The 20291-nt window shown below is 58.7% G+C and carries 19 protein-coding genes; 6 read left to right on the top strand and 13 right to left on the bottom strand.

The features are described from left to right. Window positions 1-105: 105 nt before the first annotated feature. The 4 genes from nhoA to BJF97_RS14190 form a co-directional block, all read right to left on the bottom strand. Entirely contained in the window at window positions 106-951 is an 846-nt protein-coding gene (gene nhoA / locus BJF97_RS14205) for an N-hydroxyarylamine O-acetyltransferase (RefSeq protein ID WP_032693479.1), read from the bottom strand. A 76-nt stretch (window positions 952-1027) separates the two neighbouring features. Further along, on the bottom strand, window positions 1028-2683 hold the full coding sequence (locus BJF97_RS14200) for an ABC transporter permease (protein WP_032693478.1): 1656 nt from the start codon (window positions 2681-2683) through the stop codon (window positions 1028-1030). 528 nt (window positions 2684-3211) lie between these two features. Next, window positions 3212-4180, bottom strand: coding sequence for an ABC transporter substrate-binding protein (locus BJF97_RS14195; RefSeq protein ID WP_032693477.1), 969 nt, complete (start codon window positions 4178-4180; stop codon window positions 3212-3214). After that, window positions 4177-4881, bottom strand: coding sequence for an ABC transporter ATP-binding protein (locus BJF97_RS14190; protein WP_160740895.1), 705 nt, complete (start codon window positions 4879-4881; stop codon window positions 4177-4179). Before BJF97_RS14190 ends, BJF97_RS14195 begins: the two co-directional genes overlap by 4 nt. Window positions 4882-5091: 210 nt before the next feature. On the opposite strand from BJF97_RS14190, the gene BJF97_RS14185 reads away from it, so the two are divergent. After that, complete coding sequence (locus BJF97_RS14185; protein WP_004850682.1) at window positions 5092-5673, top strand: flavin reductase family protein; 582 nt, start codon at window positions 5092-5094, stop codon at window positions 5671-5673. A gap of 146 nt (window positions 5674-5819) precedes the next feature. On the opposite strand, the gene BJF97_RS14180 is transcribed toward BJF97_RS14185, so the two are convergent. Next, a complete protein-coding gene (locus BJF97_RS14180; RefSeq protein ID WP_014229266.1) occupies window positions 5820-6641 on the bottom strand; it encodes a helix-turn-helix domain-containing protein in 822 nt (273 codons plus the stop codon). 203 nt (window positions 6642-6844) lie between these two features. Here BJF97_RS14180 and BJF97_RS14175 point away from each other — a divergent pair, with 203 nt between their 5' ends. From BJF97_RS14175 to BJF97_RS14165, 3 genes are read left to right on the top strand one after another with little or no spacing between them, the layout of a single operon-like run. Then, on the top strand, window positions 6845-8416 hold the full coding sequence (locus tag BJF97_RS14175) for an alpha-L-rhamnosidase-related protein (protein ID WP_032693476.1): 1572 nt from the start codon (window positions 6845-6847) through the stop codon (window positions 8414-8416). Window positions 8417-8442: 26 nt separating this feature from the next. Continuing rightward, the gene (locus BJF97_RS14170) at window positions 8443-9825 is read left to right on the top strand and encodes a glycoside-pentoside-hexuronide (GPH):cation symporter (protein WP_014229264.1); all 1383 of its coding nucleotides are present in this window, start codon (window positions 8443-8445) and stop codon (window positions 9823-9825) included. A gap of 44 nt (window positions 9826-9869) precedes the next feature. Beyond that, a complete protein-coding gene (locus tag BJF97_RS14165; protein ID WP_032693475.1) occupies window positions 9870-11474 on the top strand; it encodes a carbohydrate porin in 1605 nt (534 codons plus the stop codon). Between the two features lie 248 nt (window positions 11475-11722). Here the strand turns inward: BJF97_RS14165 and nadS are convergent, their stop codons facing one another. The 5 genes from nadS to BJF97_RS14140 all read right to left on the bottom strand — a co-directional run bounded on the left by nadS (window position 11723) and on the right by BJF97_RS14140 (window position 14706). After that, the gene (nadS, locus tag BJF97_RS14160; RefSeq protein WP_004138143.1) at window positions 11723-12019 is read right to left on the bottom strand and encodes a NadS family protein; all 297 of its coding nucleotides are present in this window, start codon (window positions 12017-12019) and stop codon (window positions 11723-11725) included. Window positions 12020-12094: 75 nt separating this feature from the next. Further along, on the bottom strand, window positions 12095-12412 hold the full coding sequence (locus tag BJF97_RS14155; RefSeq protein ID WP_014229262.1) for a type II toxin-antitoxin system RelE/ParE family toxin: 318 nt from the start codon (window positions 12410-12412) through the stop codon (window positions 12095-12097). Between the two features lie 249 nt (window positions 12413-12661). After that, the gene (pptA, locus tag BJF97_RS14150; protein WP_032693474.1) at window positions 12662-12889 is read right to left on the bottom strand and encodes a tautomerase PptA; all 228 of its coding nucleotides are present in this window, start codon (window positions 12887-12889) and stop codon (window positions 12662-12664) included. Between the two features lie 69 nt (window positions 12890-12958). Continuing rightward, a complete protein-coding gene (locus BJF97_RS14145; protein WP_032693473.1) occupies window positions 12959-13576 on the bottom strand; it encodes a glutathione S-transferase family protein in 618 nt (205 codons plus the stop codon). Between the two features lie 125 nt (window positions 13577-13701). Continuing rightward, window positions 13702-14706 carry a LacI family DNA-binding transcriptional regulator gene (locus tag BJF97_RS14140; protein WP_014229260.1) on the bottom strand — a complete coding sequence of 335 codons (1005 nt, stop codon included), beginning with the start codon at window positions 14704-14706 and terminating at the stop codon, window positions 13702-13704. Between the two features lie 304 nt (window positions 14707-15010). Between BJF97_RS14140 and BJF97_RS14135 the strand changes: the two genes are divergently transcribed. Then, complete coding sequence (locus BJF97_RS14135) at window positions 15011-16207, top strand: L-talarate/galactarate dehydratase (RefSeq protein WP_014229259.1); 1197 nt, start codon at window positions 15011-15013, stop codon at window positions 16205-16207. Window positions 16208-16332: 125 nt separating this feature from the next. Continuing rightward, entirely contained in the window at window positions 16333-17643 is a 1311-nt protein-coding gene (locus tag BJF97_RS14130) for an MFS transporter (RefSeq protein WP_032693472.1), read from the top strand. Between the two features lie 65 nt (window positions 17644-17708). Here BJF97_RS14130 and BJF97_RS14125 read toward each other — a convergent pair whose 3' ends face one another. Genes BJF97_RS14125 through BJF97_RS14115 form a run of 3 tightly spaced genes read right to left on the bottom strand, consistent with a single transcriptional unit; the run spans window position 17709 to window position 20288 of the window. After that, entirely contained in the window at window positions 17709-18602 is an 894-nt protein-coding gene (locus BJF97_RS14125; RefSeq protein WP_029946963.1) for an ABC transporter substrate-binding protein, read from the bottom strand. Then, complete coding sequence (locus BJF97_RS14120) at window positions 18599-19378, bottom strand: amino acid ABC transporter ATP-binding protein (RefSeq protein WP_014229256.1); 780 nt, start codon at window positions 19376-19378, stop codon at window positions 18599-18601. Before BJF97_RS14120 ends, BJF97_RS14125 begins: the two co-directional genes overlap by 4 nt. Beyond that, window positions 19362-20288: an amino acid ABC transporter permease gene (locus tag BJF97_RS14115; protein WP_014229255.1), complete on the bottom strand. Its 927-nt coding sequence runs from the start codon at window positions 20286-20288 to the stop codon at window positions 19362-19364. The genes BJF97_RS14120 and BJF97_RS14115 overlap by 17 nt, the downstream gene beginning before the upstream one ends. Window positions 20289-20291: the final 3 nt, after the last annotated feature.

Below are 20291 nucleotides of genomic sequence, written 5' to 3'. Positions count from 1 at the left end.
CCGGGCGACAGGAGCGCCCCGTAGCCCGGCTAAGCGTAGCGCAAGCCGGGTAACATCGCCGTTTGACAGTCATCCCTTATCCAGCCAACGGTTCCTGTACGATATTTATTTTCCGGCCTCGGGATGGGTATCAAACGCCGCCATCACCGCCGCCAGCTCCGCTTCGCTAAAGCCGTATTTGGCATCATCCACGCCGAGGCCAAAACGCGTTTGCAGCGCCTCATACAGCGCCGGAACGTCCGCTAAATCGAGCTTTTCGACAACGTGGTTTTTATCCCAATGGGTAAAGTGGAAATTGGTCAGCGTCATTTTGCCGCCGTCCGGCAAGTGGCGGCACATCAGCAGATGATGGCGGAAGTGCGACTGCGGCCAGTGCGCCGACCAGAAGTTGCCCATCACATAGTCGGAAGCGTACTGGCGACCTAAATCAAAATGGTACATCGACTGCCAGTGCCCGTGATGGCTGAACTGCAGCGCCCACTCTTCCCCTTCGTAAATCAGGCGATATTCGCCGTGCGGGGTGGATTGTTCTATATCCGCCAGCAGCTTAATCGGCGCGGTCAAGGTCTGGCCGCCGAAACCAACGTCGGCAATCCAGCGTTCCCCCTCCACCTCCACCAGCAGCAGCCGATGGGTACGCGGCGGCATATGCGGCGGATTGGCCAGCACCACGCGCCCCAGAAGGCTGCGCACGGGAAAGCCGATCTCGCGCAGCGCTCTCTCCAGCAGGCCGTTTTGCTCGAAGCAGTAGCCGCCGCGACGACCGTGAATCAGCTTCTCTTCGAGGGTGCGATCGTCGAGATGTATCTCTCTGGGCAGCAGCACATCCAGATTTTCAAAGGGGATCGCGCCGTTATGGTGAATATGCAGTTCGCGCAGGGTGTGAAGTGAAACGTCCGGGGTGCCCGTCCAGCCCAGACGAGAAAAATAGGCGCTTAAAAAGGGACTCATCAATGCCTCCAGCAATCGGTGTCCGACATTTATAGCCTGTTTTTCTCGCCTGACCAGCTATTTTGTGCGATCGTATTTATCCGCGCGTGCCCCGCTGCATCAGCGCCAGCGCGCAGAGCATCAGCCCCAGACCGGTAAAGAGCGTCAGCGATGCCATTGCCATTCCCTCTCCCGCCGAGCCCTGCTCAAACTGGCGCCAGATAAACACCGAGACGGTTTGCGTCCCGGCCGGCGCAAGCAGCAACGAGGTCACCAGCTCGCGGGAGGCAACGGCGAACACCATCAGCATCGCCGCCAGCAGCGCCGGAAAGACCAGCGGCAGAACGATCAGACGCAGCGCCTGCAGGGCCGTTGCGCCGTGCACCCGCGCCGCGGGTTCGAGATTATTGCCAAGCTGACGCAGCGCGCTGCTGACGTAGCGCACCGGCCAGGGCAGCAGCAGACAGCAGTAGGAAAGCAGCAGCATAAACCAGGTGTTGTAGGGGGACACCGGCCAGAACGGCTGGTTCCACAGCAGAATCAGCCCGACGCCCACCACCACGCCCGGCAGCGCCGCCGGCAGCAGCGATAGCGCATCAACAAAGGCGCTCCCCTTCATTTTTTGCACCACAACAAGCCAGGCGGCGAGCAGCCCCACCAGGCCGACAACCCCTGCCGAAGCAAGCGCCAGCGAAAGGCTGGTTGCCAGTGCCGACAGCGCGTCGCCCTGCTGAGCAAACAGCGCGGCAAAATGGCGAAGGGTAACATTGTCAGCGTGGATACCGCCCGACAGCGTGCTCATCAGGCTGGTCAGCACCATCGACGCGCCCGGCATCACCACCGCCAGCCCCCCGACGCCCGCCATCACTAGCACCGTCGGAAGCGTCAGCCAGCCCAACTCCGCCCCGCGATTCTCTCCCGGCTTGCCGGTGACGCTGGTGACCTCTTTATCGCCGGTCAGCCGTTTTTGCAGCCACCAGGCCAGCAGCGCCACCGCGATCAGCAGCAGCGAAAGCAGCGACGCGCCGGGCAGATCGACAGGCCAGTCGGCGAGCTTTTTCTCAATGCCTACGGTTAGCATGACCAGCCCTGCCCGCGCCCCCAGGGCCGCCGGAACGCCGTACTCTTCAATGGCCAGGGTAAACGCCAGCAGCATCCCCGCCGCCAGAGCCGGAGAAAGCATCGGCAGCGTGATGTGCCAGAACGCTCGCCAGGCGCTGGCGCCGTGCACCCGGGCGACAATCGCCAGCCGCTGACCGCTGGCCAACAGGCTGCGCGAGACGGCAAAGTAGACCACCGGAAAGATATTGAGGGTCATCACCAGCACGATCCCGATGCGGCTAAAAAGCAGATCGTTAAGATCCCAGCCGGTCAGCTGCTGGAGATAGCCATGACTTTGCAGCGTCAGCATCCACGACAGCGCGGCAATATAGGGCGGCGTCAGAAACGGGATCAGAAAGAGCAGATCCCACAGCCGCGGCAGCGGGATAGTAAACAATCCGCGCAAGACGCCCAGCGGTAGACCGATGACCACGCTCATCAGCGCCACGCCGCAGGCCACCCACAGGGTACCGCCGAGCATTGTCGGCAGCTGCGGGTCGGCAATCAGCGTTGATACGCCGCTAAACGCGCCGCCCAGCGAACCGGCGCTAAACTGGGGAAAAATTGCCTGGAGGACAATAAACAGCAGCGGCAATGCCACCAGCACCAGCAGCACCGCCAGCGTGCCCGCTGAAATAAGTCTCTGTTTCACGGTATTTTCCTGGATACGATCTTACCCGGCTCGCGCTGCGCTTAGCCGGGCTACCGGGCACAGCCGTCTGCGGTCCGGTAGCCCGGACAGACGCGCCAGCGCCGCCTCCGGGGAATGTGCCCGGGCTGATGCCCAGGCGTTGCGTCTTCCCGGCTCGCGCTACGCTTAGCCGGGCTACGAGGTCACAGCCGTCTGCGGTCCGGTAGCCCGGACAGGCGCGCCAGCGCCGCCTCCGGGGAATGTGCCCGGGCTGATGCCCAGGCGTTGCGTCTTCCCGGCTCGCGCTGCGCTTAGCCGGGCTGCGGGGTCACAGCCGTCTGCGGTCCGGTAGCCCGGACAGGCGCGTCGCGCCGCCTCCGGGAATGTGCCCGGGCTGATGCCCAGGCGTTGCGTCTTCCCGGCTCGCGCTGCGCTTAGCCGGGCTACGGGGTCACAGCCGTCTGCGGTCCGGTAGCCCGGACAGGCGCGCCAGCGCCGCCTCCGGGAATGTGCCCGAGCCAACTTTCGAAGCCCGGGGGAAAAGTCGGTTTACTGGGCGAAAAGCGTGTTAAAGCGGGAAAGTACCGCGCTACGTTCGCTAGTGCCCTCGCCTGCGGTCGGCAATATTTTCAGCTCGTTGAGCAGCGGGCGCTTCGCCGAAACATCGCTGCGGGCGGGCATAAGCCAGGCGTCGGCGACCAGCGCCTGGCCTTCCGGCGACAGCACATAATCAACGAAGGCTTTTGCGTCGTCAGCATGCTGGCTGGTTTTGAGGATCATCATCGGCCGCGGTGCAATGACCGTGCCGCTGGCCGGGAAAATCACCTTTAGCGATTCGCCCTGATGGATATTGCCGTAAGAGACATAATCAACCGCGCCGAATACCGCCGCTTTCGCCCCCTGCATCACCGGCGTTACCGCCTGGGCGTTCGGCCCGCTGACCACCATGCCATTCTTCTTTAACGCATCAAACAGCGCCCAGGCTTTATCGCCCATGCCATTCTGTAACCCGATCAGCAAATCCAGCGACGCGCCGGAAAGCGCCGGGTCCGGCGTCGTCACTTTGTCTTTGAACGCCGCTTCGGTCAGGTCGCGCCACTCTTTCGGCTCCGGGGTGCCGCTTTTGGTATTCCAGACGATCCCCAGGGCCGAAATACCCTGAGCAACGTAATCGGCGGATTTCAGGTTCGCCGGGACTTTATCGGCATTGGCGCTCTGATACGGCAGCAGCCAGCCGCGGTGATGCAAATCTTCCGCCGTATCCCACGAGGCGGAAATCAGCACATCCGCCTGCGGGTTAGCCTGCTCGGCCTCGAGACGCGCCATCACCTTACCGGTGGTGGCCTGGAAAATATTCACCTTAACGCCGGTTTTCTTCTCATAGCCGCTGGCAAGGCTTTTCGCCAGCGAGCCCGGCCCGGCGGTGTAGACGGTGAGCGCCTGGGCGCTGGAGATCGTGGTGGCGGACAACATCATCGCGAACGCGGCTCCTTTGGTAACGGTGATAACGGTTTTCATACGGATTCCCCTGAGGTTGAAGTCACGGCGCGGACGGCGGCAATGCAGCCCGCAGATAAATGAATAATCTTGTCGGCCAGCAGCTCGGCTTCGCGACGGTCGTGGGTGACGTAGACGGCAGTGATGCCCAGCTGGCGCAGCAGGCGGCTCATTTCGAGGCACAGCGACTCGCGCAGCTCGCTGTCGAGATTGGAGAGCGGCTCATCGAACAGCAGCACGCGCGGTTCTGCGACGATGGCGCGGGCCAGCGCAACGCGCTGCTGCTGACCGCCGGAAAGGCCCGACGGTTTGCGGTCGGCGAAGCCGCTGAGACCGACCATCGCCAGCGCCTCCTCGACCCGTTGCTGTCGCTGCTGGCGCCCGACGCCGCGCATACGCAGCGGGAAAGCCACGTTCTGCGCCGCCGTCATGTGTGGCCACAGGGCGTAATCCTGAAAGACCATGCCGAGATCGCGCTGCTCCGGCGGCAAGCCCCAGCCGGTTTTCGCCACCAGGCGATCGCCAAAGTGAATGCTGCCGCTGGCGGGTACGGTTAATCCGGCGAGCAGACGCAGCAGCGTGCTTTTACCGCAGCCAGAAGGCCCCAGCAGCGCAACAATGCTGCCCGCATCGATATGCAGATCGATCTGATTAAGCACGGTGTGGGCGCCGAAGGCGAAAGAAACGCCGTCGAGTTTAATGCTGGTAAGCGCGCGCATTATCGCCCTCCCGTTGGGAAAGCGAGACTCTGCCCGCGGTCAACATCCGCCGGCGCGCGCTCACCTGAGACAAATTCAGGGGAGCTAACATATTGTTATCCTCTTTGGGACTTAGTGACGCCGACTATAGGGACCCTCGATGACGTATTGATTACATTTTCATTGCGGATTAACGTGTTGTCTGGCATCAGACCCATTTACCAAGGAACGCATATGAGCCGTTTTCGCCACGTGGAACTTCAGTACGCCAGTCGCCTGCTCAACCATGGCCCAACAATTTTGATAACCAGCTATGACGCCCACTCTCAACGCCGCAACGTCATGGCCGCCGCGTGGTCGATGCCGGTGGAGTTCGCTCCGCCGAGGCTGGCCATCGTGGTAGATAAAAGCGCCTGGACGCGGGAAATTATTGAGCGCAACGGCGCATTTGGCATCGTCGTTCCCGGCGTCGAGGCCGCCAGTTGGACCTACGCGGTCGGCAGCATCAGCGGACGCGATGAGGATAAATTTAACGCTTACGGCATCCCGGTCGTGCAAGGTCCAGAGCTGGGCTTGCCGCTGATTGAAGAGAAGTGTCTTGCATGGATGGAGTGCCGACTGCTGCCGGCAACCGCTGCTCAGGAGCAGTACGATACGCTGTTTGGCGAAGTGGTTTCCGCCGCCGCCGATGAGCGCGCGTTCGTCAGCGGACGCTGGCAGTTCGACGACGATAAGATCAATACCCTCCATCATCTCGGCACCGGCAACTTTGTTGCCAGCGGCCGCCACGTCCGCGCCAATACCCCGGAAGAATAGCCCCCGCTCGCCTCCGGGGCAATTCTTCACCACCCTGCGCGTCTCTCCCGGGGGCGGCGCACAGCGCCTTGCCCGGGCTACCGGACCGCAGACCGCTGAGGGCGCGTAGCCCGGACAGATGCGCAGCATCGCCTCCGGGAGGTGAACTAGCGCAGCAAACGCCGCCGATCTTCGCTGGGCGTCAGGCCAAAGACCTTTTTATATAAGGTGGTAAAGTGGTTGCTGTTGGCAAAACCGCATAAATAAGCCACTTCGGTAATCGTCATATCGGTCTCGCGTAATTTGACGCGCGCCGAAACTAAGCGCAGACGCTTTAAATAATTATCCGGCGTCAATCCCGTCGCCTCTTTAATATGGCGAAAAGCGGTCCGCGTGGTCAGGTGGAATTTCTCCGCCAGCTGCGGCCAGTTATGTTCTTCAAAACAGTGCTCCTGTAGCCAGGTCAGCAATTTATGCAGCTTATATTTGGTGGTGCTATATTCGGCTTCGGTTTCCGCATGCAGAATCGTCGTCACCAGCTGGAAAAAGGCGGCTTCGCGCAGGGCAATATTTTGCCCCCGCCGCAGCTCGGCAGAAAATATTTTATCTACCAATTCCTTGCAGATATGGCGGGTATCCGGCGCCAGCCAGCCGTAGCAGGAAGCCTTTCGTGCGGAGAACGTCTGCAATAAGGTGTCGAGAGGCTGTAAATAATGAAATTCTACCAGTGGGTTAATTAATACGTTAATTAACTTAAGCGTTCCCAGCTCATCATAATAGTGAACATCTCCCGGCTGAACGTAAAAAACGTCGCCCTGCTGAATATATAATGGCCGGCCATTAATAACGTGTAAGCCGTGCCCTTCTTCAACGATCACCAGTTCAGCAAACTCGTGACTATGTTCATGGCTATTATCTTCCGGATCGCTGGCGTACATTCCCAGCTTATCCTGCGGATGGGTGAAATAATACTCAACGGTTAGCATCATCGATCGGGTCCAAAACGGCATACGGCGCAGGGGCAAGATAATGCATTTAACCGGCCGCCACGAGCAAGATTTATGGAATTGTGATCGGCGATCCGTTCATCTCATTATCAGTGCCATTTTGCCAGATGCATTGGCATTGCCAGAGTGGTTGCCGCGGGCGGCGGCGTCTTATGCTGCGGACAAATCAACACAGAGGACGCAGTATGTCACAGGCAATTCAGCATAATTCTCAGGTCATGATGACCCGCCACCCGAATTTTTTACGTACCGCCGAGGCGCTCCGGCCCGCGCTGAGTCGTCAGGCACACCCGCCGATCGCGGTAGTCGAAGCCCACGCCGACGCCGCGGCGCTCTTCGGCTGGCGCGCCGAGCCGGTGAGCACCCTGGCCGCGTTTTACCAGCGCGAGCTGAGCAGCGGCGATAGCGTCATTATTGATTTTGGCAGCCACTACGTTGGCTACCTGCATTTTCTCTGCCAGAGCGCCGGGAGTCCGCCGGACGCTCCGGCCCATCTGCAGTTGACCTTCGGCGAAACGCTGAGCGAAGTGTGCGAACCGTTCAGCGATTATCAGGGTTGGCTCAGCAGTAGCTGGCTGCAGCAGCAGGATCTGTGGCTTGATGTCCTGCCCGCCGAAATTGACCTGCCGCGCCGCTACTGCTTCCGCTATCTGAAGGTGGAGGTCAAAGCCGTTTCGCGCAAGTTTCGCCTGCAGTTCACGCAGATTGAGGTTAACGCGGTCACCTCGGCCAGCGGCGCATGCCCGGCGGCGACAACCTCCGACCCGCAGCTCCAGGCTATCGATAACGTTGCCGTGCTGACCCTGCAAAACTGCATGCAGGAAGTGTTTGAAGATGGCCCCAAACGCGACCGCCGCCTGTGGCTCGGCGATTTACGTCTGCAGGCGCTGGTCAACGATGTCACCTTCGCACGCCACGATCTGGTGCGCCGCTGCCTGTACCTTTTTGCCGGGCATACTCGCGAGGACGGCATGGTATCGGCCAACGTGTTCGTGCAGCCGGATGTCATTGCGGACGATACCTTTCTTTTTGATTATTCATTGTTTTTTGTCGACGTCCTCTACAACTATCTGCAAAGCGCGGAGGATATGGCCACCGCCCGCGAGCTGTGGCCCACGGCGCGTCGTCAGGTAGAACTGGCGCTGACCCGCTGCGACGCCTCCGGCATTGTGCGCGATAGCGACGACTGGTGGGTGTTTATCGACTGGCAGGCGTCGCTGAATAAACAGGCGGCGGCGCAGGGGGTACTGATTTACTGCCTGCAGCGCGCCGTCTGGCTGGCGGAGCGTTTCGAACCTGAACAGGCCGCAAGCTATCACCAGCGTTTACAGCAGCTCAAAGCGGCGGCCCTCGATGCGTTATGGGACCCGCAGCAGGGCTTTTACGTCAGCGGCGCCCGGCGGCAGGTCTCCTGGGCATCGCAAATCTGGCTGGTGCTGGCGGAAGTCGGCACGCCGCAGCAGCGCCGGGAGATCATGCGCAACCTGGAGAAAAATCCCCCCGCGGTCGCCATGAACACACCCTACCTGCGTCATCACTATATCGCCGCCCTTCTGCAGTGCGGGCTGCGCGACGAGGCAATTTCGCAGATCAAAGCCTACTGGGGAGCCATGGTCGACTACGGCGCCGATACCTTCTGGGAAATCTTCGACCCGGCGCATCCTGATTTTTCCCCTTATGGCAGCAAACTGATAAACAGTTATTGCCATGCGTGGAGCTGCACCCCGGCCTGGTTTATTCGCCAGTACGGACTTTAACAACAACGATAAGCGAGTGTATTTTTATGGCAGAAACAACCTTTACCCTGTGGCGGCAGCGCCTTGGCTATGGCATCGCCGACCTCTCCTGCAACCTCGTGTGGCAGATGATCTCTCTTTATCTGATGTTCTTTTACACCGACGTGATGGGCCTGCCCGCCTATTACGTTGGCCTGATGTTTCTCGTGACGCGTCTGGTGGACGGCGTTGCCGACGTGCTGATGGGGCTGGTAATCGACAATACCGCCACCCGCTGGGGACGCTGTCGTCCGTATCTGCTTATTGGCGCGATCCCCTTCGGATTGCTGTGTATTCTGGCCTTCTACGTGCCAGATTTCGGCACCACCGGTAAGCTGATCTACGCTTTTGTCACCTATCTGTGCCTGTCGTTTCTCTATACCATCGTCAACATTCCGTTCTGCGCCATGCTGCCGTTTCTGACGAACGACTCGCGGGAACGCACCACGCTGTCGGCGGTGCGTATTCTGCTCGGCTCGCTCGGCGCGACCATCGTCGCGGTCGCCACTCTGCCGCTGGTTGGCGCGCTGGGGAAAGGCAATCAGCAGCACGGCTTCTTCTACACGGCGGTGGTTTTCGGCGTTATTGCCACCTTCTTCCTGCTGGTGAGCTTCCGGAACGTTAAGGAAAATATCAGCATTACGCAGGAGCGCATGACCTTAAAACGCGCCTGGGTCAGCCTGCGCGCCAACCGGCCGTGGTTCGTCTTCGCCATCAATATTTTCCTGATGTGGGGCGCGTTTTTCTTCCAGACCGGGGCGCTGGTCTACTTTTTCCATTATTACGTCGGCAATAACGATCTCACGGCGATCGTCGCCGGGATCTCCACCTTCGTTCCTCTGCTGGGTACCCTCACCGTGCCGCTGCTCGCCAGCCGGATGAAAAAGCGCCACGTTTATCTGGTCGCCAGCGCGATCAACCTGGTCGGCATGGGCATGATGATGGCGGCAGGCGTTAACAGCTGGGGCCTGGTTGCCGGTGCGGTGGTGCTATCGCTTGGCGCCGGACAGCGCACGGCAATTTACTTCTCCATGCAGGCCGATCCGGTGGATTACGGGGTGTGGAAAACCGGCATCAATACCGCCGGCATTTTGACCTCTATCAACGGCTTTCTTGGCAAGGTGGCTATGGCGGGCGCGGGCGCTATTACCGGGGTACTGCTCTCATCCGGCGGCTATATCGCCAACCAGGCCCAAAGCGACGGCGCGATGCTGGCGATAAAAGCCTGCTACCTCTATATCCCGGCGCTGCTGATTGTCGCCTCAATGCTGTGGATTGGCCGCTTCTATCGCCTCGACGACCAGTATGAACAGATCCGCGCCGACCTTGATGCCGGACGCCGCGCGCCGTCGGACGCGTCGTCAGTCGCCGGAGAAAACCACGCCCTGTAAGGCGCAGCACACCCTTCATACCTCTGAAAAAAATAAGGATTAATATGCGTATCTCTTTGATTAGCGCGGCGGTTTGCTGCGCCCTTTTTTCGGCTTACGGCGCAAATGCGGCCCCGCTCACCGTCGAACAACGGCTGGCGCTGCTGGAGGCCCGGCTTAATCATGCGGAGCAGGAGGCCGGAGAGGCTAAACGTCGGGCGCAGCAGGCGGAGCTGCGCACCAGCGCGGCAGAACAGCGTGCGGCGGCGGCGGAAAAACAGGTGCAGACGTTAAGCCAGCGCACCGATGCCACGGAGCAAAAGCAGCAGGCTGCCGACAAACAGCTGGCGAAAACCCGCCTTACCGACGGTTTTGAATTTAACGCCTACGCCCGCTCCGGAATGCTGGTCAACAGCCACGGCAAAGGCGCGCGCGGCGGTCCGGGGATCTCGCCGGCCAGTTCGCTCAACGGTGACGCCCACGTTGGCCGTCTCGGCAATGAGAAAGATAACTACGTGGAGCTCAGCTTCGGCAAAAAAATGACCTTCAGCGACGGGTCGTGGGCGCACTTTAAAACCATGCTTGCCGACGGCGCGACCAACCCGGATCCGTGGGTGCAGGATAACGACAGTCACCATCTGAACGTGCGTCAGCTGTACGTCGAGATGGGTAATTTCGCCGATTTTTCCGGGCCGTTCAGGAGCGCCTCCATCTGGGCGGGCAAGCGTTTCGACCGCGATAACTTCGATATCCACTTTACCGATAGCGATATTATGTTCCTCGGCGGTACCGGCGGCGGGATCAATGACGTCAACTGGAACAGCACGCTGCGCGGCGATTACTCGGTCTATGCGCGCAGCTTTGGCGATTTGGGCAGCGATAACTATCAGGATAACGATATACAGAACCTGATGTTTACCGCCAACCACTTCTGGAACAACTGGCAGCTGATGACCACGGCGATGACCGCCCAGGGTAACGATGACCTGAAAGATACGACGTCGACGACCGGCAGCTACGCCCTGCGCAGCGATAATACGGCGAAAAACGGCTACTACGCGATGCTGGCGTATCACGACAAACAGCAATTCTATGGCCTCGCGCCGGGCGTATCGGAGAGCGCCCTGCAGTACGGCGGCGGGCTGGGCGCCGAAGCGCGGCAGCCGGGCAGCGACGGCGATCTTACCGAAAACGCCAAATCTCTGCGCTTTGCGTCATACGGTATTTTGCCGCTGGGGAAAAACTGGCAGCTTGCGCCATCGGTTATCGCCCAGCATAGCGAAGACCGCTATCGCGACGGGGACCGCTACGATTGGGCAACCTTCAACCTGCGGGTTTCTCAGGGGATCACCCGCAACTTCGCCCTGCTGTACGAGGCGTCCTGGCAATATATGGACCTGAATCCCAACGGACGAACCTATCGCTACGACAGCGGCGTGCATCAATACCAGGCGGTGAGCGGCGATTTTTACAAGCTGACCTTCGCCCCGACGTTTAAAGTGGGCGATGTATTGGATATTAAAGCGCGGCCGGAGATACGTTTCTTTGTTACGTGGATGAACTGGGATAAAGATCTGGATCGCTACGCGATCAACGATGATTTCGGCAGTAAAGGCTTTACCGCCGGGGGGAACTGGAACTTCGGCGTGCAGACGGAGATTTGGTTTTAATAAAATAGCCCGTCCGGGGTAAACGCCTGGACGGGTTTATTTAAATACACGTTCTTACTTTGTCACTATGCTAGTTCAGTATAAAGTACATTAAACTAATAAAATAAAAACCATAAAATATGAGCGCTGTATTTCTCGACTTCTGTCAAAATAGAATCATTGGTTTCCATACGTAATACTCTCCTTTTTAAAGGCCCTGGTTACGAAATGGGGCAAACTCTGTCATTTTCCTTGCGAAGAATAACGTTTCAAATAACCTTCAACAAGTTGATAATCAATGGATTGCCCTGAAGCAATAAAAGCAGCTTTCTGGATGCACCGGTTGGATGACGTCGTTTCGTTTCCCAGCTTTTAACCAGCTCATAGCTAACGCCAACGGCGGCGGCGAAGTCCTGCTGTTTTAAACCTGTGGCTTCGCGTATCGCTTTCACATCAACTTCGCTGAAGGTATGAACGTGGTGCACCTTCGGCGTTTGTTCACCCTTCTCAATCCTGACCATTTCTTCTGCACTAGCCAGCAGATCGGCAAACAATTCGTCTTTCATACACACCTCAGTTGGCTCTCTGGCGCTATCAATGTATCGATCATTAATAGCTCAGCCTCACTTCATGTTTATTGGCTAGTTTAATAACTCAGCAACCTGCCTTAACATCTTTTTCTGCTCCTGGCTTAACTCATCCTGTTCATTTTTAGGATAGATGAGCGCCAGGTAGATTCTTCCCTTTATCGTTACATTATAGTAAATCACCCGCACGCCGCCGCGCTTTCCCGTTCCGGGACGACTCCAGCGGATTTTACGAAAACCTCCGGTTCCCGAAATGGTGTCACCTGCCTCAGGATCATTGATCAGGATTTCCTGGAAGGCCCGAAATTCATCATCCGGTAACAGCGCCTGGCGTCGTTTACTGAAACCTTGTAGTTCAATAAAAGTAAACATCTCATTCCCTGATGTCCTTACGACTTATCAGACAAAATACATGTACAGGGTACATTAATCAAGGAATTTTATGTACCTTGTACATGGTGACGCGTTTACCCATGACAAGATGTATCGCGCATGACTTCGCTTCAGTGCCCCCTCGCCCGGGGGCGGCGCAGAGCGCCTGCCCGGGCTACCGGACCGCAAACCGCCGGGAACGCGTAGTCCGGACAGATGCGCAGCATCGCCTCCGGGAAAGAAACCGGGTTACATGCTATAGCCCGGTTTCTTAATCAACTGTTCCATCTGCGGGGCGATTTCGTTGTCCCACACCTGCTGCCAGTCGCTCGGCTCAACCTGCTTCAGGGCCACGCTCACTGAACTCTCTTTGCTGTTGAGATGGCGAATCAACACCTCGGTAATATCGGCGGCCAGCGCCGCTTTTTGTTCATCATTCAGGTCGCGGGGAAAACATTTAATATCAACGTGCGGCATAGCAGGCTCCTTTATTGTCTGGACGATAAAACTAGCATAACCCGCGTCATCCGGATCGCTTTTTGTGCTTTAAATCAGCTCGTTGCGGCGCAGAACGGCTTCGAGTTTGGGATGGCGATACACCGCATCCGCCACGGCGACGAATTTTGGCGTCTGCGCCGCAAACCACTCCCGGCGCGGGCCCCAGGCGCACATCGCCGCAATATAGCAGTCCAGCAGGGTTATTTCCGTCCCCAGCGCATACGGCGCGGCGGCAAGCTGCTCCTCCAGCCATAGATAGAGCGATTTGCGATAGCTGATGCAGCTTTCCCGCAGCTGGTCTGGCGCATCGGCGGCCCAGCGCTCCGGGTAATCCGCAAAGGTAAAGGTGGGATAGACGTTCGCCACCAGCCAGATGAGCAGACGCTGAAAGGCATGCCGCTGCGGCGATCCCGGCGCCGGAGCCAGATCCGGTCGAACGTCGAGGATCATCAGGGCAATCGCCGCGGTTTCGGTCATCACGCTGCCGTCTGCAAGCGTCAGGGTCGGCACCTGACACAGCGGGTTTATCTTTTTGAGGCGGTCGCGCTGCGGGCCCGGCTGGTCAAAGCCCTCAACGTTAACAAAATGGTACGGGAGATCGGCCAGCGTCAGCATCAGTTCGCTAATTGTTGAGCCCCAGCCGGGTACGCCATAGACGGTGATCATATTCTGCGCCCTCGATGAATTTGCCGCTCAGGAACAGAGCGGCGACGGGTTTAGCAATTTTGCAGTATAGATTTGATTACGCCATGCCGCTATTGAGGCCCCCTCGCACATGCGAAACGGCAGAGCTACGCCGACTCGCGCGCCACCAGGTGAAAGCCGATATCAATAATCGCTTCCCGCTCTTCTCCGCCTTCTATGCGGTCGGCAAGCAGCGTGGCCGCCTGCTCGCCGATGGCATGCCGGTCGACGCTGACGGTGGTGATGGCCGGACGGTTGCTGGCGGCGAAGTCCAGATCGCCAAAACCGATCACCGCCAGATCCTGCGGCACGCGCAGCCCCCGGCTTTCGGCTTCCATAATCGCCCCCTGGGCAAGGGTATCGGAGCTGCAGACGATAACGTCAAACTCGCCGCCGGCGAGCAGCTCGGCCAGCCCGCGACGCCCCAGCGCCAGCGATGCCGGAAGCGGCACCTCGACCTGCGGCGCATCGTCAATGCCGTTTTTGGCCAGCCGGGCGCGGAGCCCCTGCTTTCGTAACGTCGCGCGCGCATCGCCGGCCCACAGCAGACCCGGGCGGCGGTAGCCTTTTTCCAGCAGGTACTCGCCAATGGTTTCGCCGACTTTTTCATGCGAAAAACCGACCAGCATATCCAGCGGCGTCGGGGTGAGATCCCAGATTTCCACCACCGGCGTGGCGGCGTTGAGGATCGTCTTCTTCAGCGCCGGGGCGTGCTGAATGCCGGTCAATACCACGCCATCCGGACGCCGGGAGAGTAAGGTTGCTACCAGCTCGGCTTCGGTCTGCCGGCTGTAGCCCGCCACGCACAGCAGCATATGGTAGCCGCGCGCCGCCAGGGTATCGCTCAGCGCCTGGATGGTATCGACAAACATATTGTTATTGATTTGCGGCACCACCACGGCCACCAGCTTGCTGCGCCTGGAGGCCAGGCCGCCGGCCAGCGCGTTAGGGATATAGCCCGTTGCCTGCACCGCCTGCATCACTTTCTCGACCGTTTTTGGCCTCACCAGCTGCGGCGTATTCAGCGCCCGGCTGACCGTCATCGACGACAATCCGGCGCTACGGGCTACGTCATCCAGCGTCGGCGCGCGCGTCGGTTTTCTGCTTTTCACGACTAAGCCCCTGTGTTGAGTCGTTTTCTGTGGCCATTATTGATGATGGCCCGCGCAATTGCCAGCGCTCACCTCGACATCCCCAATAGAATCAAATACCTGAAACACAAAATGTTATCGCTATCATTTTTATTTGTGATTTTTCACAAACCTTTTTGGATCGTGACCTGCGCTGCATAATTTTACCCTTTATAACCGCTAATTGTGATCGTTTGTACAAATTAAAATCACTGTCGTAGCGCCAGGACAATTTCAGGATTAAAAATGTTAGCGCAAACATTTTATCACTAAAAAGGAACTGACTATGACCTCGAGCGCTAATTCCGAGTCCGTGACCTACGCCAAAGCTTCCGGCGTCAAAACCGCCGCTGAAACCGGCGACCGCATTGAACACGTCAAACTGTCGCTGGCCTTTCTGCCGCTGGCGACCCCCGTTAGCGATGCAAAGGTTCTGACCGGTCGGCAAAAACCGCTTACCGAAGTGGCGATCATCATCGCGGAAATCCGCTCCCGGGACGGCTTTGAAGGCGTTGGCTTCAGCTATTCCAAGCGTGCGGGCGGCCAGGGCATTTACGCCCACGCCAAAGAGATCGCCGATAATCTGCTCGGCGAAGATCCGAACGATATCGACAAGATCTACACCAAACTACTGTGGGCCGGCGCATCCGTTGGCCGCAGCGGTATGGCGGTACAGGCCATCTCCCCTCTTGATATTGCGCTGTGGGATATGAAAGCCAAACGCGCCGGACTACCGCTGGCGAAACTGCTGGGCTCGCACCGCGATTCCGTTCAGTGCTACAACACCTCCGGCGGCTTCCTGCATACGCCGCTGGATCAGGTGTTAAAAAACGTGGCTATCTCCCGTGAGAACGGGATTGGCGGGATTAAGCTGAAGGTTGGTCAGCCGAATACCGCCGAAGATATTCGTCGCCTGACGGCGGTGCGTGAGGTGCTGGGCGATGACTTCCCGCTGATGGTGGACGCCAACCAGCAGTGGGATCGCGAAACCGCTATCCGCATGGGGCGCAAAATGGAGCAGTTCAATCTGATCTGGATTGAAGAGCCCCTTGACGCCTACGATGTTGAAGGCCACGCGCAGCTCGCCGCCGCGCTGGATACGCCGATTGCCACCGGCGAGATGCTGACCAGCTTCCGCGAACATGAGCAGCTTATCCTCGGCAACGCCAGCGACTTTGTCCAGCCGGATGCGCCGCGCGTCGGCGGGATCTCCCCGTTCCTGAAGATTATGGATCTAGCGGCGAAGCACGGTCGCAAGCTGGCCCCGCACTTTGCGATGGAGGTACACCTGCATCTCGCCGCCGCCTACCCGCTCGAGCCGTGGCTGGAGCACTTCGAGTGGCTGAACCCGCTGTTTAACGAACAGCTGGAGCTGCGCGACGGGCGGATGTGGGTTTCCGAACGCCACGGTCTGGGCTTTACCCTGAGCGAACAGGCCCGCCGCTGGACCCAGCAAAGCTGCGAGTTTGGTAAACGCCCTTAACCGAATTCCCCGGATGGCGGCGTAAGGGCTACCGGTCCGCAGATGACTGAAAACCTGTAGCCCTGCCGGGGAAATACCTCTTATTGACTGTACCCACAATAAACAACCCTGCAAAGGAGTTGAAGATGACTACCCCCTTAAAACGCAGCAACGTGCGTTACGGCATATTACTGTTTTTATTTCTGGCTACCGTATTTAATTATGCCGACCGGGCAACGCTGTCCGTCGTCGCGCCTATTATGAGCAAAGAGTTAGGCTTTGATCCCGAGGCGATGGGGCTGGCCTTTTCAGTTTTTGGTATCTCCTACGTCATTATGCAAATACCCGGCGGCTGGCTGCTGGATAAATATGGTTCGCGGCTGGTTTACGGCTGCGCGCTGATTGGCTGGTCGATCGTCACCATGTTTCAGGGAACAATCTATCTGTTCGCCAGCCCATTGATCGTACTGGTGATTCTGCGTCTGATGATGGGCGCGATTGAAGCGCCCGCCTTCCCCGCTAACAGCCGTCTCAGCGTACAGTGGTTTCCCAATAAAGAGCGTGGATTCGTCACCTCGGTCTATCAGGCCGCGCAGTATATTTCCCTGGGAATTATTACGCCGCTAATGACGATTATTCTGCATAATTTAAGCTGGCACTACGTATTTTATTATATTGGCGCTATCGGCGTGGTGCTGGGGATATTCTGGCTGGTAAAAGTAAGAGATCCCTCTTACCATCCCAAAATTAACCAACAGGAGCTCGACTATATTCGCCAAGGCGGCGGCGAGCCGGAATTAGGTACGAAAAAAACGCAGCAGAAATTAACCCTCGCGCAGATTAAAAGCGTCTGCGTTAATCGCATGATGATCGGCGTGTATATCGGCCAGTTCTACGTAACGTCCATTACCTGGTTCTTCCTGACGTGGTTTCCCACCTATCTCTACCAGGCCAAAGGTATGTCGATCCTCAAGGTCGGTTTTGTCGCCAGCATCCCGGCCATTGCCGGATTTATCGGCGGACTGCTCGGTGGGGTATTCTCAGACTGGCTGCTCAAACGCGGCTACAGCCTGACGACCGCCCGCAAGCTGCCGGTGATCTGCGGCATGCTGCTCTCCTGCGTGATTGTCGTCGCCAACTACACCACCTCAGAAGTGGTGGCGATCGCCGCCATGAGCCTGGCCTTCTTTGCTAAAGGTTTCGGTAACCTCGGCTGGTGCGTGCTGAGCGACACCTCGCCGAAGGAAATGCTGGGAATTGCCGGCGGGGTGTTCAACATGTGCGGCAACCTGGCGAGTATTATCACGCCTCTGGTTATCGGCGTGATCCTCGCTAATACTCACTCCTTCGATTACGCCATCCTGTACGTCGGTTCCATGGGCGTGCTGGGCCTGTTCTCCTATCTGTTTATCGTCGGGCCGCTGGATCGTTTGACGCTGACCCCGCGCGCCGCCTGATTTAAAACCCTGGCGAGCATTCGCCTCCGCTGTTTCGCATCACACTCCTGCGAAACAGCGGTTTTTTAGTAGGTTATCCCCGGCGGATTCACTTCCGATTGCGTCACCTCTTCGCCCTGCTCTCCCCAGCGCGCCAGCACTTTCTGATACTCGCCGCGAGCAATCGCGCCGTTCAGCGCCGCCTGCAGCGCCGGAGCCAGACCGTTGCCCTTTTTGGTCGTGGTGGCAACGTACGCTTTTTTCGGCCCCAGGCCGACGACTTTGGTTTTGCCGCTGAGCGCCGCTTTATAGGCCGCCACCGACTGCGGCCCAAAGAACACGTCCGCGCGACCGGACTGAATATAGAGGTTGCCCGAGGCGTCATCGGTCAGGTAGACCGGCAGCGCGGGTTGCCGCCCGGCGGCTTCGTTTTCGGCGTTCCAGCCGAGCAAAATCCGTTCCTGGTTAGTCCCGGACCCGACGATCACTTTTTTACCCGCGAGATCCGCCGGACCGCTCACGCGGGCGATATCGCTGGTTGATTTCACGGAAAAGGCCAGAGAGTCAACGCGATAGGTGGCAAAATCAAACTTCTCCTTCCGCTGCTCGGTCACCGCAATATTGACCAGCGCGACGTCGTAGCGTCCGGAAGTAATCCCCAGCGGCCAGTCCTCCCAGGCGGTGGGCACCAGCTTTAGCTTCAGCCCGAGGCTGCCGGCCAGCAGCCGGGCAATATCCGGGTCGCTGCCGATACGCGTGCGATTATCGCTGGCCAACAGCGCCAGCGGCGGCGAATTGAGCGCCGAAATCGCCACCGTTAAGGTACCCGGCTCTACGAAGGCGTAATTTGCCGGGATCTTCGCGATCGCCTGCTCATCGCGGGTCACCGGCAGCGGCTGCTCGTTGGCGCGCAGGTCGATAGCCGCCTGCGATGCCGCAGATAAAGAGAGTAGTGTCAGGGCCAAAAGTCCGTTTCTCATGCCGCTAATACCCTCGATAAGAACTGCCGCGTACGCGGATGCTGCGGTTGGTTCAGCACCGCGTCGCTGCTGCCCTGCTCGACTATCTTGCCGTCGACCATAAACACCACCCGGTCCGCCACCTCTTTCGCAAAACCGATTTCATGGGTGACCACCACCAGCGTGGTGCCGGAGCGCGCCAGCTTTTTAATCACGTCCAGCACTTCCCCCACCAGCTCAGGGTCGAGCGCGGAGGTCGGTTCATCGAAAAGCATCACCCGCGGGTTAAGCGCCAGCGCCCGGGCAATAGCGATGCGCTGCTGCTGGCCGCCGGACAGGTGCCGCGACCAGGCGTCGGCTTTATTGCGCAGTCCGACCACGTCCAGCAGTTCATACGCCCGCGCGATCGCCTCTTTGCGGGTCGCCTGCTTATGGGCGATGGGGGCTTCAATCAGATTTTCCAGCACCGTCAGATGCGGGAACAGGTTGAAGTTCTGAAATACGTAGCCGACGTTAACCCGCTGGCGGAGGATCTCTTTCTCTTTCAGCTCGTAGAGCTTGTCGCCTTTACGGCGATAGCCGATATAGTCGCCATCGATCTGAATAAAGCCTTCATCCACGCGCTCCAGATGATTAATCGCCCGCAGCAGCGTCGATTTTCCCGAACCGGACGGCCCGAGGATCACCGTCACCGTGCCGGGTTCGATTTCCAGCGATACGTCATCAAGCGCTTTATGGCGGCCAAAATATTTGCTGACGCCGGTGATGGAGATATGGCCGTTACGAGAGTTGGGCATGGGCGGACTCCTGGGGTTGTGGGCGACGAATGGACTCAACGCGACGGCTGCTGCGTGCGCTATTGACCGCCGAGCGGCGTTCGCTGCGGGCCAGTCCGCGCTCGACCAGATACTGGATCAGCGACAGCACGCTGGTGATCGCCAGATACCAGGCGGCGCCGACCATCAGCAGCGGGATCACTTCCTGGGTGCGGTTATAGATCATCTGGATGGTGTAAAACAGCTCCGGCATCGCCAGCACGTAAACCATCGCCGTCCCCTTGGCGAGGCTGATAATTTCGTTAAAGCCCGCCGGTAAAATGGTGCGCAGCGCCTGCGGCAGAATAATGCGCAGGGTCCGACGGCTGGCCGGAAGCCCCAGCGCCGCCGCCGCTTCATACTGCCCGTGATCGACCCCGAGAAAGCCGCCGCGGATAATTTCGGCGGTGTAGGCGCTTTGCACCAGGGTCAGCCCGACAACGGCGGTAGAAAACTGCCCCAGTACGTTGATGGTCTCAAAGCTGGCCCAGCGAATCGCGGTGAACGGAATGCCTATCGCTAGCGTGTCGTAAAGATAGGAGAAGTTGTAGAGAATAATCAGCACCACGATCAGCGGCAGCGAGCGGAACAGCCAGATATAGCCCCAAGCCAGGCTGCTCAGCAGCCATGAACTGGAGAGCCGGGCCAGCGCCAGCAGGCCGCCGAGAATAACGCTCAGCGCCGTCGCCAACAGGGTCAGCAGCAGCGTCTGCCCGAGACCTTCAAGGATCACCGGGTCAAAGAACCAGCGGGCAAAGACGCGCCACTCCCAGCGCGGGTTAAAGGCGACCGATTGAATCACCACCGCCAGCACCAGCAGCGCCAGCAGCGCACCTACCGCCCGCAGCGGATAGCGCGCGGGGACAACCTTAATCGTTTCCTGGGTATGCATATT

Origin of the sequence: Klebsiella sp. LTGPAF-6F, assembly GCF_001753185.1 — a bacterium.
GTDB classification, from domain to species: domain Bacteria; phylum Pseudomonadota; class Gammaproteobacteria; order Enterobacterales; family Enterobacteriaceae; genus Klebsiella; species Klebsiella michiganensis.
Note: the sequence above shows the minus strand (reverse complement) of the source record. Positions and strands in the feature narration are given on the sequence as shown.